The following is a 17,081-nucleotide window of genomic DNA, read 5'->3' on the forward strand; positions in this document are numbered from 1 at the left end:
TTGGATTTTTTCTTGACAAGAATTTTTTCCTATGCTAGAATACTAAACAAGACATCAAACAAAGGAGAAAGTCAAACATGAAAACAGCTAAGTTTAATCAATTTGCTTTGTTGTTGAGGTACTCGGACTAGTGCAATAGCATTAGTCCTGTTTGGCTTACCAAGCGGGAGTAAATCAACATCTCGCTTGGAATTCCGAGCGAGATGTTTTTTCTATATCGAAAATGTGGAGGGAGAATTCTCATGCGTGTAGTTGAGTTTTTAGATACCAGTCTCCGAGATGGTGAGCAGACACCAGGTGTCAATTTTTCAATCAAGGAAAAGGTTGCCATTGCTAAGCAACTGGAGAAATGGGGTATTTCAGCAATAGAAGCTGGTTTTCCAGCGGCTAGTCCTGATTCATTTAAAGCAGTTCAGGAAATCGCTAAAGCCATGAAGAAAACTGCAGTGACAGGTTTGGCACGTTCTGTCAAATCTGATATTGATGCGTGTTATGAGGCACTCAAGGATGCCAAGTATCCACAAATCCATGTCTTTATCGCAACCAGTCCGATTCATCGTGAGTTCAAGTTGAATAAGAGCAAAGAGGAAATATTGGAAGCTATTAAAGAACATGTTTCCTATGCACGTTCGAAATTTGAAGTAGTTGAATTCTCTCCTGAAGATGCGACTAGAACTGAGTTGGATTTCCTCTTACAAGTTGTACAGACAGCAGTGGATGCTGGGGCAAAGTACATTAATATCCCTGACACGGTTGGATTTACTACGCCTGAGGAATATGGAGCTATCTTTAAATACTTGATTGAGAATGTCAAGACCAATCGTCAGATTATCTATTCACCTCACTGTCATGATGATCTTGGAATGGCGGTAGCAAATAGCCTCGCTGCTGTTAAGAACGGTGCAGGGCGTGTTGAGGGAACCATTAACGGTATCGGGGAGCGAGCTGGCAATGCAGCCCTTGAAGAAATAGCAGTGGCTCTCAATATTCGTCAAGATTATTACCAAGTAGAGACAAGTATCGTTCTAAATGAAACCATCAATACCTCTGAAATGGTTTCTCGCTTCTCTGGTATTCCAGTTCCTAAAAACAAGGCCGTCGTTGGTGGCAATGCCTTTTCTCACGAATCTGGTATTCACCAGGATGGTGTTCTTAAAAACCCACTTACCTATGAAATCATCACACCAGAGTTGGTGGGTGTCAAAAGTAACAGTCTGCCACTTGGTAAATTGTCTGGGCGCCATGCTTTTGTAGAAAAACTGAAAGAATTGGCCCTAGATTTCACAGATGAGGATATCAATCCCCTCTTTACCAAGTTCAAAGCCTTAGCAGATAAGAAGCAAGAAGTCACAGACGCAGATATTCGAGCTCTGGTAGCTGGAACTATGGTTGAAAACCCAGAAGGCTTTCACTTTGATGATCTGCAGCTTCAAACTCACGCGGATAATGACATTGAAGCCACAGTCAGATTGGCGTATTTGGATGGTGAGAAGGTCGAGTTTAATGCCACTGGACAAGGTTCTGTGGAGGCTATTTTTAATGCTATTGACAAGTTCTTTAACCAATCGGTTCGTCTGGTATCCTATACAATAGATGCTATAACAGATGGTATTGATGCCCAGGCTCGAGTCTTAGTTACTGTTGAAAACAGAGATACAGAAACTATTTTTAATGCGGCCGGACTTGATTTTGATGTACTGAAGGCTTCAGCAATTGCATACATAAATGCCAATACCCTTGTTCAAAAAGAGAATACTGGCGAGATTGGTCCAAATGTCTCTTACAGAGATATGCCTAGTCTTTAAAGGAGAACACCATGACAAAGAAAATTGTTGCCCTAGCAGGTGACGGAATCGGTCCAGAAATCATGGAAGCTGGTTTAGAAGTTCTAGCCGCTATAGCCGAAAAAACAGACTTTGACTATGAGATAGACAAGCGTCCTTTTGGAGGTGCAGGTATTGATGCAGTAGGACATCCCTTACCAGAAGCAACTCTCAAGGCAAGTAGAGAAGCGGATGCGATCCTCCTAGCCGCCATTGGTAGTCCTCAGTATGATAATGCTACAGTTCGACCAGAACAAGGACTTTTGGCTCTCCGCAAGGAACTTAATCTCTATGCTAATATTCGTCCGGTTAAAATCTTTGATAGTCTCAAGCACTTGTCGCCTCTCAAACCTGAACGAATTGCTGGGGTAGACTTTGTCCTAGTGCGTGAGTTGACAGGAGGGATTTACTTTGGGGATCATATCCTTGAAGAGAAAAAAGCGCGTGATATCAATGACTATAGTTATGAGGAAGTAGAGCGGATTATTCGTAAGGCTTTTGAAATCGCAAGAAGTCGGAGAAAAATCCTTACCAGTATTGATAAGCAAAATGTTTTGGCTACATCAAAACTCTGGCGAAGAGTGGCTGAAGAAGTCTCAAAAGATTACCCCGACGTAACCTTGGAGCACCAGCTAGTCGACTCAGCTGCCATGCTCCTGATTACCAATCCAGCTAAGTTTGATGTTATCGTCACTGAGAATCTGTTCGGAGATATTTTATCTGATGAATCAAGCGTTCTATCTGGCACACTTGGGGTTATGCCATCAGCTAGTCACTCTGAAAATGGACCAAGCCTCTATGAACCCATTCACGGTTCAGCTCCTGATATTGCAGGTCAAGGCATTGCCAATCCTATTTCCATGATTTTATCAGTTGCTATGATGTTGCGTGATAGTTTTAGACGAAATGAGGATGCAGAGCGAATCGAACAGGCTGTAGAAGCAAGTTTGGCAGCTGGAATTTTAACGAAAGATATAGGAGGACAGGCTTCGACCAAGGAAATGACAGAAGCCATTATCGCAAGACTATGAAACTAAATGAAGGAATTACTTTTGCTATCCTGATTTGGAACCTTTTGATTTTTATAATCTATGGCATTGATAAATCTAAAGCCAAAAGAGGTGCTTGGCGCATCCCTGAGAAAATTCTCTTGACTATAGCACTTGTCTGTGGTGGATTTGGTGCTTGGTTGGCAGGAATCACATTTCACCATAAGACTAGAAAATGGTACTTTAAAACGGTTTGGTTTCTTGGTATGGTGACTACATTAGTAGCCTTATATTTCATTTGGAGGTAATGGATGGCAGGAAAATCGATTTTTGATAAATTGTGGGACCTCCATGTCATAACAGGGGAAGAGGGGCAGCCTCAACTCATGTATGTGGACCAGCACTATATTCATGAGGTGACCAGTCCTCAAGCTTTTCAAGGATTACGAGATACGGGGCGTAGATTGAGACGACCGGATTTAACCTTTGCTACCTTTGACCACAATGTTCCAACAGTCAATATCTACGATATTCGAGATGTGATTTCCAAGGCTCAAATTGATAAACTGGCTGAAAACGTTGAGGAATTTGGGATTGAACATGCAGCTCACGGTTCTGAAAAACAGGGTATCGTTCACATGGTTGGTCCAGAAACAGGACGAACACAGCCAGGGAAATTCATCGTCTGTGGTGATAGCCATACAGCAACTCACGGAGCATTTGGAGCGATTGCTTTCGGAATTGGAACCAGTGAAGTCGAGCACGTCTTTGCTACTCAGACACTCTGGCAAGTTAAGCCTAAGAAAATGTTGGTGGAATTCACAGGAGTTCCCCAAAAAGGAGTTTATTCTAAGGATTTTATTCTGGCTTTGATTGCCAAGTACGGCGTTGCTTGTAGTGTCGGCTACGTGGTGGAATATCGTGGACAAGCGATTGATGCACTGAGTATGGAAGAGCGAATGACTATCTGCAATATGTCTATCGAGTTCGGCTCCAAGATGGGCATCATGAATCCAGATCAGAAAACCTATGACTATCTCAAGGGTCGTGAGTGTGTTCCCAAGGATTTTGATGCGGCAGTAACTGATTGGAAAAGACTGGTTAGTGATGACGATGCTCTTTATGACAAGGTTATCCGAATGGATGTCTCTGAATTGGCTCCTATGGTGACTTGGGGAACCAATCCTGCTATGGGTGTTGACTTTGACAGTAGTTTCCCAGAAATAAAGGATATGAATGATGAACGTGCTTATCATTACATGGATTTACAACCAGGTCAGAAGCCAGAAGATATTGAACTAGGATACATCTTTATCGGATCTTGCACCAATGCTCGTCTTAGCGACTTACAACTAGCTGCTCGATTTGTCCAAGGGAAGAAAATTGCTCCCAATCTAACAGCAATCGTAGTTCCGGGCTCTCGACCAGTCAAGCGAGCAGCTGAGAAGTTAGGTTTGGACAAGGTATTCCTAGATGCCGGCTTCGAATGGAGAGACCCAGGCTGCTCCATGTGCCTCGGGATGAATCCTGATAAAGTACCAGATGGTGTTCACTGCGCCTCAACTAGCAACCGTAACTTTGAAGACAGACAAGGATTTGGGGCTAAGACCCATCTCTGTAGTCCGGCCATGGCAGCTGCGGCAGCTATCGCAGGTCGTTTCGTAGATGTTCGACAATTGCCTGAAGCCCAGTAAGGAGAGGATATGGATAAATTCACAGTATTTACGGGAACAACAGTTCCTCTTATGAATGACAATATTGATACCGACCAAATCCTTCCCAAGCAGTTTCTCAAGTTGATTGATAAAAAAGGCTTTGGTAAGTACCTCATGTATGCCTGGCGTTATTTGGACGATCAGTATACTGAGAATCCAGACTTTGTCTTTAATCGACCCGAGTACCGCAAAGCTAGTATTCTCATTACAGGGGACAACTTCGGGGCTGGATCTTCGAGAGAGCACGCAGCTTGGGCTCTAGCTGACTATGGTTTTAAAGTCGTAATTGCAGGGTCTTTTGGGGATATCCATTACAATAATGAACTCAATAATGGCATGTTGCCCATCGTTCAACCCAGGGAAGTTAGAGAGAAACTAGCCCAGCTACAACCGACTGAACAGGTAACTGTTGACTTGAAACAACAAATAATCATCTCACCAGTTGGAGAGTTCTCCTTCGAAATCGATAGCGAGTGGAAACACAAGCTTCTAAATGGTTTGGATGATATTGGTATCACCTTGCAGTATGAAGATTTGATTGCTGCCTATGAAACACAACGCCCAGCCTACTGGCAAGAATAGCATAAAAATAGAAAAGGAAATAGAACTATGACAAAACACATTCAATGGGACGGAACACTTTCACAAGAAGGATATGACATTTTAAAAGGTGAGGGTGGATGTATCGTTTGCCCTACCAAAGTTGGTTACATCATCATGACAAGTGACAAGGCAGGACTTGAGCGTAAGTTTGAAGCTAAAGAGCGTAATCGTAACAAACCAGGAGTAGTCCTCTGCGGTAGCATGGACGAACTTCGCGCATTAGCCCAACTCAACACTGAAATCGAAGCCTTCTACCAAAAACATTGGGATGAAGATATTCTTCTTGGTTGTATCCTTCCTTGGAAACCAGAAGCCTTTGAAAAACTCAAAGCATACGGTGATGGCCGTGAAGAACTCATGACTGACGTGCGTGGAACGAGCTGTTTTGTGATTAAGTTCGGGAAAGCCGGGGAACAATTGGCTGCCAAACTTTGGGAAGAAGGCAAGATGGTTTATGCTTCATCAGCTAACCCGTCTGGGAAAGGAAATCGTGGTAAGGTGGAAGGTATCGGTCAACGTATCGAAGGGGCAGTGGACCTTGTCATCGAAGCAGACGATTATGTGGCATCTATCCAACCAGACAAAACGATTGAGACACGTTACGAGCAAGGTGTGATGGTGTCTATGGTCGATAAGGACGGCAAACTCATCCCAGAACAAGGAGGAGCACGCTCGACTTCACCAGCCCCAGTTGTGATCCGTAAAGGACTTGACATTGATAAAATCATGATGCACCTATCAGATACCTTTAACTCATGGGATTACCGTCAAGGCGAGTATTATTAAGATAAAAAAGAGTCTAGTGTTATGAGGGGATAAAACCCTCTACTCTGGGCTTTTTCTTTAGAAATTCTTTTCTTTTTTAATAGTATGTGTTATTCTAGATTTAAAATATATGTTAATAGATAGTGTAATATTCAAACATTATCAGTAAAAGGAGTTTAATTGATGAAAGATAGAAGAGTTAGTTTAGAAGATTTTTATGATTGGTATCAAGAAAATGAAATCAATTTAAGAGAATCTGCGAAACAATACAGTTTGAAAAATGAAGAATTGAGAGAAGAATTTCTTAATGAATGGCCTCTTGATAGAATTTTAACTATGTCTATTGATGAGTATGTCATTGGGAAAGGCGCTAAAAGTAATTCTTTTTGCTATGCTCTTGAGACTGGAAAGTACAATTCATTATTTATGGGAATTGGTGGAGGAGGCTCTTCAAAATTTGGTATTTATTGGAATGAGGATACCAAAAGCTATAAGAATCAAGCTAATAAAATCATTCCAGAATCAGAACTAGAAGACCGATTTAACAAATTAAAATCGGATTTGTATGAGATCATCCAAGCTGGTAGAAAGTTAGATTTCAATAATCCTATCTTTGACATGAAAAAGTCAACAAATGAATTTATTGGTCGTTCTGCAGTTGTTACAAAACTTCTTTGTATTTATTCTGAGAACCATTCTTTTTTAGGGGTAAATATGAATAGTCAAAAGAGATTCTGGAACAAGCTACTTCCTCAAAAAAATCAAGGGGGGCCTTATCTTCAGAATCATGAGATTTGTCAACTCGTATTGCAAAAGTATCCTGAGCTGGAACCATCATTGTTGGGAAGTATCTTATTTGAATATTCAACACAATTTTTAGACGAAAATGAAAAGAAAGAAGAAAAAATGTCTCTAGAATATAAGGTTTATCATACATTGAGTCAAACTCTACTACAATCCAAAAACCTCATTCTCCGTGGTGCTCCTGGTACAGGAAAAACTTATCTTGCTAAAGAAATTGCCAAAGAATTAACAGATGGTAACGAAGATCAAATAGGCTTTGTTCAGTTTCACCCATCTTATGACTATACAGATTTTGTGGAGGGGTTAAGACCGGTATCAAATGGGGATGGAGCTATTGAGTTTAGGCTACAGGATGGTATTTTTAAAGATTTTTGTCAGAAAGCAAAAGAAGCCCAATTGATTGGAGGACAAGATAATTTTGATGAGGCTTGGGATTCTTACTTAGAATATATAAATGTTGCTGAAGAAAAAGAATATATAACAAAAACATCTTACTTATCTGTTAATAGTAGACAAAATTTGTCAGTAAATTATGATAGTGGTGTTCCAGGATGGTCAATACCTCGCAAATATGTTTACGAGTTGTATAAAGATAAAAATTATAATAAGCAAGAATACTACAAAAGTGGTGGGAAAACTGTCCTAGAAACATTGAGAAAGAGATTTGGTCTCAAAGACTACCTTTCTCCAACAGAAATTGACACAGACAAGAAATTCGTTTTCATCATCGATGAGATTAACCGTGGTGAGATTTCTAAGATTTTTGGGGAACTCTTTTTCTCTATCGACCCTGGCTATCGTGGTGAAAAGGGGAGTGTTTCTACTCAATATGCCAATCTACACGAAAACGATGAAAAGTTTTATATCCCCGAAAATGTTTATATCATCGGAACTATGAATGATATCGACCGCTCAGTTGACACCTTTGATTTCGCAATGCGTCGTCGTTTCCGTTTTGTTGAAATTACTGCTGAAAGCCAACTAGGCATGCTAGATGATGCTCTTGGTGATAAGGCTGAAGAAGCTAAAATTCGTCTAAGAAACTTGAATGCCGAAATTGAAAAGGTTCAGGAATTAAATAGTCATTACCATATAGGACCAAGTTATTTCCTTAAATTGAAGGAAGTGGATTTTGACTTTGAATTACTCTGGTCTGATTATCTAAAACCATTGTTGGAAGATTACCTGCGCGGTTCTTATGAGGAAGTTGAAACTCTAAAAACATTGAAAAAAGCGTTTGATTTAGCAAATAATAAGCAAATAAATCAGCTAGACATTGGTGATGACGATGCAGATAACTGACAATCAACAGACCTTAAACAAAGAAGAGTTTATCGCAGAATATCCTAAAATTAGTCAGGTTCTTTTAGACAGAACCCTAGAGAATCTTTCTCAAGAAGACAATATCTTTATTTTTCCAAATGACCTGCAATATTCTCCTGACTTGGATAAAGACCAAAAGATTTTGGAAACGGTCAATCAGAAAATCAAGACAGGAAATGTGACTGGTTTTCTAGGTTGTGGTCAGGAGAAATTAACCATTTCTTCTCGCTTTTCAAACGAAAGAGATGACTATTTTTTACATTATCTATTGCAGAAAGTTCTCAATATCAATCTCACTAGTTTAGATGTTGCTTTGTCGCGTGAAGATAAGCTCTATCAACTTCTGATGTATCTCTTTCCTAAGTATCTTCAAGCTGCTCTCCGAAAAGGGCTTTATAAGGAATACCAGAGTTTTTCTCATAACGACAGTCATGTTAAGGGAGTGATTGATGTAGGAAATCATCTCAAGAAAAATCTTCCTTTCACAGGAAATATTTCCTACACAACTAGAGAGTTCACCTATGATAATCCCCTCATGCAGCTGATCCGTCACACGATTGAATACATGAAGAATCAGAAAAGTATAGGGAGTGGAGTTCTTGATAATATCTCGACTAGTCGAGAACATGTATCTGAAATTATTCGTGTAACCCCTTCATATAAACTCGCTGATCGTGCTAAGATTATAAGAATGAATAAAACCAAACCTCTTCGTCATGCCTATTTTCGAGAGTACAGAAAATTACAGGAGCTTTGCCTGATGATTCTAAATAGTGAAAAGCATGGTTTAGGATATCAAGAGCAAAAAATCCATGGTATTCTTTTTGATGTTGCTTGGCTTTGGGAAGAGTATGTTCATACCTTGTTGCCTAAAAATTTTGTTCATCCAAAGAATAGAGAGAAAATAGGTGGTATTTCAATATTTTCAAACAGTGAACGAAAGGTATTTCCAGATTTTTATCATAAAGAGTTAAAAATCGTTTTAGATGCTAAATATAAAAAACTGGAATTGACTGAAAAGGGAATCAATCGTGATGATCTATTTCAATTGATTTCCTATGCTTATATCTTACAAGCAGAGAAAGCTGGCTTAATTTTCCCTAGCATAGATCAGACAGTAAGTAGTGAAATAGGAAAAGTTGAAGGTTATGGGGTCTTGCTTAAAAAGTGGTCTATCCAAGTCCCTCAGAAGGCGTCATCCTACAGCGAATTCTATGAAATGCTAGGGAAGTCAGAAAGAATTTTTCAAAATAATATAAAACAAAATTAGAGAGCCTATAAACTCTCTATTTTTTATGAAATAACGAGTAAAATCCGAACGTTATAAATTTTAGGTTTCAAAATAATTGACAAAATCTTTACCTTAGTTTATAATCGTTAGAGGAAACGTCGGAAAAGGCGTAGTGATGCGCAAGCATAGGTAGGTCATTATAAAAGAAACGAGACATCGAAATGTTAAACGAATTTCCGATTTTTGACTATGAAGATATTCAGCTAATTCCTAATAAGTGTGTTCTTCAAAGTCGAGCAGAGGCTGACACACAAGTGACACTAGGGAAGCACACCTTTAAATTACCAGTTGTTCCCTCTAATATGCAAACGATTTTGGATGAAGATGTTGCAGAACAACTTGCAAAAGGTGGTTATTTCTATATCATGCACCGCTTTGATGAAGCTGGGCGCATTCCTTTTGTGAAACGCATGCATGAGAAAGGCTTGATTGCTTCGATTTCTGTTGGTGTTAAAGATTACGAGTATGATTTTGTTAGTCAATTAAAAGAAGATGCTCCAGAGTACATCACGATTGATATTGCTCATGGACATGCTGACAGTGTGATTTCAATGATTCAGCACATCAAAAAAGAGTTGCCAGATACCTTTGTCATCGCTGGTAACGTTGGTACTCCAGAAGCTGTGCGTGAACTTGAAAATGCTGGTGCTGATGCTACTAAGGTCGGAATTGGTCCAGGTAAAGTATGTATCACTAAGGTAAAAACTGGTTTTGGTACTGGTGGTTGGCAACTAGCGGCTCTTCGTTGGTGTGCTAAGGCTGCACGTAAACCGGTTATTGCTGATGGTGGCATTCGTACACACGGTGATATTGCTAAGTCAATCCGCTTTGGAGCAAGCATGGTTATGATTGGTTCACTATTTGCAGGTCATATTGAAAGCCCTGGTAAAACAGTCGAAGTCGATGGTAAACAATTTAAAGAATACTATGGTTCAGCTTCAGAATATCAAAAAGGTGCCTACAAGAATGTTGAAGGAAAGAAAATTCTTCTCCCTGCTAAAGGACATTTACAGGATACCCTGACTGAGATGGAACAAGATTTGCAAAGTTCGATTTCTTATGCTGGAGGTCGAAAGGTAGCTGATCTTAGACATGTAGATTATGTGATTGTGAAGAACTCTATCTGGAATGGGGATGCTCACTAAATTATAGATTACTTATTTATGTCGCGAATTGGCGTGGCGTTTCTACAAGGTACCGTAAATACCTAACAATGAGTAAGTCACAAAAGAGATAAAGACAGGGGATTGCTGTCTCTATTTCAGCTTGGAGACTTACTTTGTAAGTCTCTTTTTTATTTCGGAGGTTATTGTGAAATTATTAGAGGAACGTATTTTAAAAGATGGGAATATTCTTGGTGAGAATATTCTTAAGGTGGATTCCTTCTTGACCCACCAAGTTGATTATAAGTTGATGCGAGAAATCGGTCGTACCTTTGCAGAGCATTTTAAAAATGCTGGTATTACCAAAGTTGTAACCATTGAGGCGTCTGGAATTGCACCAGCTCTTTATGTGGCTGAACAGTTGGATGTACCCATGATTTTTGCTAAGAAGGCAAAAAATATCACTATGAATGAGGGGATTTTAACTGCTGAAGTTTATTCTTTCACGAAACAAGTTACGAGTACCGTATCTATTGCAGGGAAGTTCTTATCTCCTGGAGATAAAGTACTAATTATTGACGATTTTTTGGCAAATGGGCAAGCTGCTAAAGGTCTGATTCAGATTATTGAGCAAGCCGGTGCTAATGTTGAAGCTATCGGAATCGTGATTGAAAAATCCTTCCAAGATGGTCGTGAATTATTAGAAAAATTAGGTCATCAGGTAGTATCACTTGCGCGTTTAGAGCGTTTTGAAAATGGAAAAGTTATCTTTAAGGAGGCAGATATCAAATGAAACAACAGGAAAACCACTCACAGGCAGCCGTTCTTGGTTTGCAACACTTACTTGCCATGTATTCGGGATCAATTCTAGTACCAATCATGATTGCAGGTGCTTTAGGTTATTCAGCTCAACAGTTGACCTACCTTATTTCGACAGATATCTTTATGTGTGGGGTTGCAACTCTCTTACAATTGCAACTCAATAAACATTTTGGTGTTGGTTTACCTATTGTTCTTGGGGTAGCCTTCCAGTCTGTTGCTCCTCTTATCATGATTGGACAAAGTCATGGTAGTGGTGCTATGTTTGGGGCCTTAATTGCTTCAGGGATTTATGTGGTTCTGGTTGCAGGTGTATTTTCTAAGATTGCCAATCTTTTCCCTTCAATCGTAACAGGGTCTGTCATTACAACAATTGGTTTAACCTTGATTCCAGTTGCTATCGGTAATATGGGAAACAATGTAGAACAGCCGACTGGGCAAAGTCTAGCTTTAGCATCCATCACGATTCTCATCATTCTTTTGGTTAATATCTTTACCAAAGGATTCATTAAATCAATTTCAATTTTGATTGGTTTGATTGCAGGTACAATCATCGCTGCGGCTATGGGCTTGGTTGACTTCTCTCCAGTAGCAGAAGCTCCACTCGTTCATATCCCAACTCCGTTCTACTTTGGTGCTCCACAATTTGAAATTTCTTCTATTGTCATGATGTGTATTATCGCTACCGTTTCAATGGTAGAATCAACTGGTGTATATCTTGCACTCTCTGATATTACTAAAGATCCAATCGATAGCACTCGTCTCCGTAATGGCTACCGTGCTGAAGGTCTCGCTGTTTTACTTGGTGGTATTTTCAATACCTTCCCTTATACAGGATTTTCTCAAAACGTTGGTTTGGTTAAACTATCAGGTATTCGTACTCGCTTGCCAATCTACTACGCAGCTGGTTTCCTTATCTTACTTGGTCTCTTACCAAAATTTGGTGCCTTAGCTCAGATTATCCCAAGTCCTGTTTTAGGAGGAGCTATGCTTGTCATGTTTGGTTTTGTTTCTCTACAAGGGATGCAAATCTTGTCTCGTGTGGATTTCGAACATAATGAACATAACTTCCTCATTGCAGCAATTTCTATAGCTGCAGGGGTGGGACTAAACGGAAGCAACCTCTTCAATACTCTACCAACAGAATTACAAATGTTCTTCTCAAATGGTATCGTCATTGCAAGTACAGTGGCCATCATTTTGAACGCTATTTTGAACCGAAAAAAATAACATAAAGAGGCTGGGACAAAAGTCCTAGCCTCTCAATTGTCTTTGGATTGTCGAGCAAGACGCAGTGGTTGAGTGGGCTCTACTACGCAGATTTCATCAGCTTTTACAGCCCTACTCAACTGTGCGGAGGTGGGACGACGAAATCGAATTCTAAAGAATTACCGATTTCTGTCCCACTCCCATTTTATTTTTTAGAGCTTGAGGATTGTTTCTATAGTCATTTTTATGGTAAAATGGTTTTATGAATGAAAGAATGAAAGAGCTCGTTGAGTTGCTCAATCGCTATGCGACAGAGTATTATACAAGTGATAACCCTTCTGTATCAGATAGTGAGTATGATCGTCTTTATCGTGAATTAGTAGAGTTAGAAAAAGCTCATCCAGATCAAGTCTTGCCAGATAGTCCAACCCACCGTGTTGGCGGTAAGATTCTAGATGGATTTGAAAAATATAGTCATCAGTATCCTCTCTATAGTTTGCAGGATGCTTTTTCTCGTGAAGAGCTCGATGCCTTTGATGCGCGTGTTCGTAAGGAATTGGATGATGTCACTTATATTTGTGAGTTGAAGATTGATGGTTTATCGATTTCCTTGACTTATGAGCAAGGACTTTTTGTTGCTGGGGCGACTCGTGGTGATGGTTTTATTGGTGAAAATATCACAGAAAATCTTAAACGAGTGAAAGACATTCCGTTATCCTTGCCAGAAAAACTTGATATTACTGTTCGTGGTGAGTGTTATATGCCGAGAGCTTCATTTGACCAGGTCAATCAAACTCGTCAAGAAAACGGTGAACCAGAGTTTGCAAATCCGAGAAATGCTGCTGCAGGAACACTTCGTCAGTTAGATACAGCAGTAGTAGCTAAACGTAATCTCGCAACCTTCCTTTATCAGGAAGCTAGTCCTTCAACTCGCGATAGCCAAGAGAAAGTTTTGAACCATTTAGAGCAGTTAGGATTTGTAGTTAACCCTAGACGCCGATTAGCTCATAGCATGGATGAGGTTTGGGAATTTATCCAAGAAGTAGGGCAAGAAAGAGATCAATTACCTTATGATATTGACGGTGTCGTTATTAAGGTTAACGACCTAGCTGGTCAAGAGCAACTTGGATTTACTGTCAAAGCACCGAAGTGGGCTGTAGCTTATAAGTTTCCAGCAGAAGAAAAAGAAGCGAAACTCCTTTCTGTTGACTGGACAGTTGGCCGTACAGGAGTTGTAACTCCGACTGCAAACCTTACACCCGTACAACTAGCTGGAACAACGGTTAGTCGGGCGACACTTCATAATGTTGACTATATCGCTGAAAAGGATATTCGTAAGGATGATACTGTCATTGTGTACAAGGCAGGCGATATTATACCAGCCGTTTTACGAGTGGTAGAGTCTAAACGTGTGTCGGAAGAAAAACTAGATATTCCAACAATCTGTCCAAGTTGTGAGAGCAAACTGTTACACTTTGAAGATGAGGTTGCCCTTCGTTGCATTAATCCTAGATGCCCTGCTCAGATTAAGGAAGGCTTGATTCACTTTGCATCTCGTGACGCCATGAATATTGCTGGTCTTGGACCATCTATCGTCGAGAAACTATTTGCTGCTGATTTGGTTAAAGATGTTGCGAATATTTATCGCTTAACTGTAGAAGATTTCCTTTTATTAGATGGTATTAAGGATAAATCGGCGCAAAAGCTTTATCAAGCGATTCAATCCTCTAAGGAAAATTCTGCAGAAAAACTCTTATTTGGTTTAGGGATTCGTCATGTTGGCAGCAAGGCGAGTCAACTACTCTTACAACATTTCCATTCGATCGAATCACTTGCACAAGCAAATCCTGAAGAAGTAGCAAGCATCGAAAGTCTTGGGAATGTTATTGCTCAAAGCCTTCAATCCTATTTTGAGACTGAGGGTGCTAAAATACTTTTAAGAGAATTAAAAGAATTAGGTGTTAATCTAGATTATAAAGGTCAGGTTGTTGCGACAGATGCAGCCTTGTCAGGTCTAACTGTTGTATTGACAGGGAAACTTGAACGTCTTACTCGCTCGGAAGCCAAAAGTAAGCTCGAAAATCTTGGTGCCAAGGTAACTGGCAGTGTATCGAAAAAAACAGATCTTGTGGTAGCGGGAGCAGATGCAGGTAGCAAACTCCAAAAAGCACAGGAGTTGGGAATTGAGATTCGGGACGAAGCTTGGCTTGAAAGTTTGTAAGGAGTACTACACAGTCTAGAATAACCATCGATCATTTCTTGCTTCTATCCAAATACCTTAATCAAGAAATGTCACTATATAAATTAAACAATTAGAAATTAGGAAAAACATGTATCATTACCCTGTACTTATTCATTATCATCGTAAAGATGAAGCTTATAAGGCTTGCAGTTTTAGTAAGGTTCCTCTAGATTCAGTAGAGTTTACCAAAGAGGAAGAATACTTTGGCGAAAAATTTTCATTTACTCAACCGAGTGAAACACCTCTTGAACAAATGGTGTTTACAGTTGAAAAAAATGGAGTCAGAAAAGAATATCCTATCCGATTCAATTATTATCCACTTTTGACAGAAGTTTGGATTTTAGATAGAGATAATACCGTTTATTATTCTGAAAATCCAGCTATTGCAAGTCCACACTATAAAGATCAAAATCCATTTGCTTTTGATAAAGCGATTAACAGTGCTAGTTTTGACCACCACTGGGGTTACCAAGGAGACTTGGGCTGCCAGGTTTCCGAAAAAGAAACTAGCTTTAAACTATGGTCCCCAACAGCAACCACTGTACAAGTTGTAGTTTATGAATCAGCAAGTAATGATGCGCCTATCCTTAAGATTTATGAAATGCATCGTGGCAACAGTTATTCTTATAGCCACAAGGACAATACTATTGGTGTATGGAGTTTGACGGTTCCAGAAAATCTTGCAGGGCGAGCTTATCAATACCAGATAGATTTTCCACATCATCAATCAGTAACTCGAGATCCATATACGACTGCAACAAGTCCAGATGGCAAACGATCAGCAATCCTTTCTGAAGAAGAACGCCGAGTTAATGGGTTTGAAGTTAAGAATGGAACGGAAGCAACATGGCGTTTAGAAAATCCTTGTCAAGCTGTCGTTTATGAAATGCATGTACGTGATTTGACCAAGTCTGAAACATCAGGAGTTTCTCCAGAGTTAAGAGGGACCTTTCTGGGAGCTGCTCAAACTGGTACAGTCAACCAATATGGCCAGTCTACCGCATTTGACTACATCAAGGAACTAGGTGTTAACTATGTTCAACTGCAACCAATTGCAGATCGTCACAAAGAGTATGATGCAGATGGTAATGTCACATACAACTGGGGTTACGACCCACAAAACTACAATGCGCCAGAAACCAGCATGTCTACGAATCCAAACGATCCAGGTCAAGTTATCCGAGATTTGAAAACGATGATTCAAGCCTATCATGATGCTGGAATTGGTGTCATTATGGACGTTGTATACAACCATACGTATTCAACTGTTGATGCTCCATTCCAAACGACGGTACCGGATTATTATTACCGAATGAATAGAGATGGAAGCTATCAAAATGGTACAGGTGTAGGAAACGAAACTGCGAGTGAGCATGAAATGTTCCGTAAGTACATGATTGATTCGCTTCTCTATTGGGTAAATGAGTTTAATATCGATGGTTTCCGTTTTGATTTGATGGGAATCCATGATGTTAAAACCATGCAGATGATTCGTTGGGCAATGGATGAAGTCGATCCTAAAATTATCCTTTATGGAGAAGGTTGGGATATGGGAACAGGTCTTGCACCATATGATAAGGCTAAGAAAGATAATGCTTATCAGTTGCCAAATATCGGCTTCTTCAATGATGACCAACGTGATGCTGTAAAAGGTGGCGAAGTCTATGGAGAAATCAAATCTGGTTTTGTTAGCGGAGCTGCTACTGAACCGATTATTGCAAAAGCTATCCTTGGTAGCCATGAACTAGGTTCTTATCTCAGTCCTAATCAGGTTGTTAACTACGTAGAAGCACATGATAATTATAACTTGCATGATTTGCTAGCGACTCTTCATCCAACGGAAGACCAAACAAGTATCATGAAAAAAGTAGAAACAGCAACAGCAATGAACCTACTTATGCAAGGTATCTCCTTTATGGAACTTGGTCAAGAGTTCGGTCGTACAAAACTAGTAGCTACAGGCGAAAATGGTGAGCTGACTCATGATGACCGAGAACGAGCTATGAATAGTTACAATGCTCCAGATGCTGTGAACCAAGTAAATTGGGACTTAATCAATGAGCGTCAGGATAGTATTGAATTTATCCGTCAGATTATTGAACTAAAAACAAAGAGCAGTGCTTTTTCATATCCTACATACGATGAAGTTTATCGTCACGTCTTCGTTCATACAGCGATTGAAGACAGTGGCTGGATTGTGTACGAAGTTCAAGGAGATGACGAGCATTTCTTAGTGGTCTTCAATGCTAAAGGAGAATCACAGTATTATGAAAATGCAGGTAACCTTGAAATGCGAATCACTAACAGCCGTTCAAAAAATGAAAATACAATTGACAGTGTTAGTGTGGCAGTTATGAATGTTTTAGACTAAGTCTTAGATTGAAGACGAAGTCAA

The 17,081-nt window shown here is 39.8% G+C and carries 13 protein-coding genes and 1 riboswitch; all 13 genes read left to right on the forward strand.

Annotated features, from left to right (window positions below; translation table 11 throughout):
- Window positions 1-242: 242 nt before the first annotated feature.
- Window positions 243-1,805: a 2-isopropylmalate synthase gene (locus ACVC7R_RS00905; protein WP_447263110.1), complete on the forward strand. Its 1,563-nt coding sequence runs from the start codon at window positions 243-245 to the stop codon at window positions 1,803-1,805.
- Window positions 1,806-1,816: 11 nt separating this feature from the next.
- Complete coding sequence (leuB, locus tag ACVC7R_RS00910; protein ID WP_447263111.1) at window positions 1,817-2,854, forward strand: 3-isopropylmalate dehydrogenase; 1,038 nt, start codon at window positions 1,817-1,819, stop codon at window positions 2,852-2,854.
- Window positions 2,851-3,120: a DUF1294 domain-containing protein gene (locus ACVC7R_RS00915; RefSeq protein ID WP_447263112.1), complete on the forward strand. Its 270-nt coding sequence runs from the start codon at window positions 2,851-2,853 to the stop codon at window positions 3,118-3,120. Before leuB ends, ACVC7R_RS00915 begins: the two co-directional genes overlap by 4 nt.
- 3 nt (window positions 3,121-3,123) lie before the next feature.
- Window positions 3,124-4,506, forward strand: a complete 1,383-nt coding sequence (gene leuC, locus ACVC7R_RS00920) for a 3-isopropylmalate dehydratase large subunit (RefSeq protein WP_447263113.1) — start codon at window positions 3,124-3,126, stop codon at window positions 4,504-4,506.
- 9 nt (window positions 4,507-4,515) lie between these two features.
- A complete protein-coding gene (leuD, locus tag ACVC7R_RS00925) occupies window positions 4,516-5,109 on the forward strand; it encodes a 3-isopropylmalate dehydratase small subunit (protein WP_447263114.1) in 594 nt (197 codons plus the stop codon).
- Between the two features lie 27 nt (window positions 5,110-5,136).
- Window positions 5,137-5,916: an L-threonylcarbamoyladenylate synthase gene (locus ACVC7R_RS00930; protein ID WP_447263115.1), complete on the forward strand. Its 780-nt coding sequence runs from the start codon at window positions 5,137-5,139 to the stop codon at window positions 5,914-5,916.
- Between the two features lie 162 nt (window positions 5,917-6,078).
- Window positions 6,079-8,001 (forward strand): McrB family protein, encoded by a 1,923-nt coding sequence (locus tag ACVC7R_RS00935; RefSeq protein ID WP_447263116.1) that lies wholly within the window; start codon window positions 6,079-6,081, stop codon window positions 7,999-8,001.
- Entirely contained in the window at window positions 7,988-9,292 is a 1,305-nt protein-coding gene (locus ACVC7R_RS00940; RefSeq protein WP_447263379.1) for an McrC family protein, read from the forward strand. The genes ACVC7R_RS00935 and ACVC7R_RS00940 overlap by 14 nt, the downstream gene beginning before the upstream one ends.
- A gap of 182 nt (window positions 9,293-9,474) precedes the next feature.
- Window positions 9,475-10,458 carry a GMP reductase gene (guaC, locus tag ACVC7R_RS00945; protein ID WP_447263117.1) on the forward strand — a complete coding sequence of 328 codons (984 nt, stop codon included), beginning with the start codon at window positions 9,475-9,477 and terminating at the stop codon, window positions 10,456-10,458.
- Window positions 10,451-10,547, forward strand: a riboswitch (purine riboswitch). Its footprint overlaps the gene before it by 8 nt.
- Before the next feature lie 77 nt (window positions 10,548-10,624).
- Window positions 10,625-11,209 (forward strand): xanthine phosphoribosyltransferase, encoded by a 585-nt coding sequence (locus ACVC7R_RS00950; protein ID WP_447263118.1) that lies wholly within the window; start codon window positions 10,625-10,627, stop codon window positions 11,207-11,209.
- Window positions 11,206-12,465 (forward strand): nucleobase:cation symporter-2 family protein, encoded by a 1,260-nt coding sequence (locus tag ACVC7R_RS00955; protein WP_447263119.1) that lies wholly within the window; start codon window positions 11,206-11,208, stop codon window positions 12,463-12,465. The genes ACVC7R_RS00950 and ACVC7R_RS00955 overlap by 4 nt, the downstream gene beginning before the upstream one ends.
- A 241-nt stretch (window positions 12,466-12,706) precedes the next feature.
- Window positions 12,707-14,665, forward strand: coding sequence for an NAD-dependent DNA ligase LigA (gene ligA, locus ACVC7R_RS00960; protein ID WP_447263120.1), 1,959 nt, complete (start codon window positions 12,707-12,709; stop codon window positions 14,663-14,665).
- Window positions 14,666-14,774: 109 nt separating this feature from the next.
- A complete protein-coding gene (gene pulA, locus ACVC7R_RS00965; protein WP_447263121.1) occupies window positions 14,775-17,057 on the forward strand; it encodes a type I pullulanase in 2,283 nt (760 codons plus the stop codon).
- Window positions 17,058-17,081 lie beyond the last annotated feature (24 nt).

This window comes from Streptococcus sp. Z554 (assembly GCF_053010305.1).

Bases quoted from the DNA above. Each gene is read 5' to 3' on its own strand.
- ACVC7R_RS00905 (WP_447263110.1), top strand. From the start codon at position 243: ATGCGTGTAGTTGAGTTTTTAGATACCAGTCTCCGAGATGGTGAGCAG.
- leuB (WP_447263111.1), top strand. From the start codon at position 1,817: ATGACAAAGAAAATTGTTGCCCTAGCAGGTGACGGAATCGGTCCAGAA.
- ACVC7R_RS00915 (WP_447263112.1), top strand. From the start codon at position 2,851: ATGAAACTAAATGAAGGAATTACTTTTGCTATCCTGATTTGGAACCTT.
- leuC (WP_447263113.1), top strand. From the start codon at position 3,124: ATGGCAGGAAAATCGATTTTTGATAAATTGTGGGACCTCCATGTCATA.
- leuD (WP_447263114.1), top strand. From the start codon at position 4,516: ATGGATAAATTCACAGTATTTACGGGAACAACAGTTCCTCTTATGAAT.
- ACVC7R_RS00930 (WP_447263115.1), top strand. From the start codon at position 5,137: ATGACAAAACACATTCAATGGGACGGAACACTTTCACAAGAAGGATAT.
- ACVC7R_RS00935 (WP_447263116.1), top strand. From the start codon at position 6,079: ATGAAAGATAGAAGAGTTAGTTTAGAAGATTTTTATGATTGGTATCAA.
- ACVC7R_RS00940 (WP_447263379.1), top strand. From the start codon at position 7,988: ATGCAGATAACTGACAATCAACAGACCTTAAACAAAGAAGAGTTTATC.
- guaC (WP_447263117.1), top strand. From the start codon at position 9,475: ATGTTAAACGAATTTCCGATTTTTGACTATGAAGATATTCAGCTAATT.
- ACVC7R_RS00955 (WP_447263119.1), top strand. From the start codon at position 11,206: ATGAAACAACAGGAAAACCACTCACAGGCAGCCGTTCTTGGTTTGCAA.
- ligA (WP_447263120.1), top strand. From the start codon at position 12,707: ATGAATGAAAGAATGAAAGAGCTCGTTGAGTTGCTCAATCGCTATGCG.
- pulA (WP_447263121.1), top strand. From the start codon at position 14,775: ATGTATCATTACCCTGTACTTATTCATTATCATCGTAAAGATGAAGCT.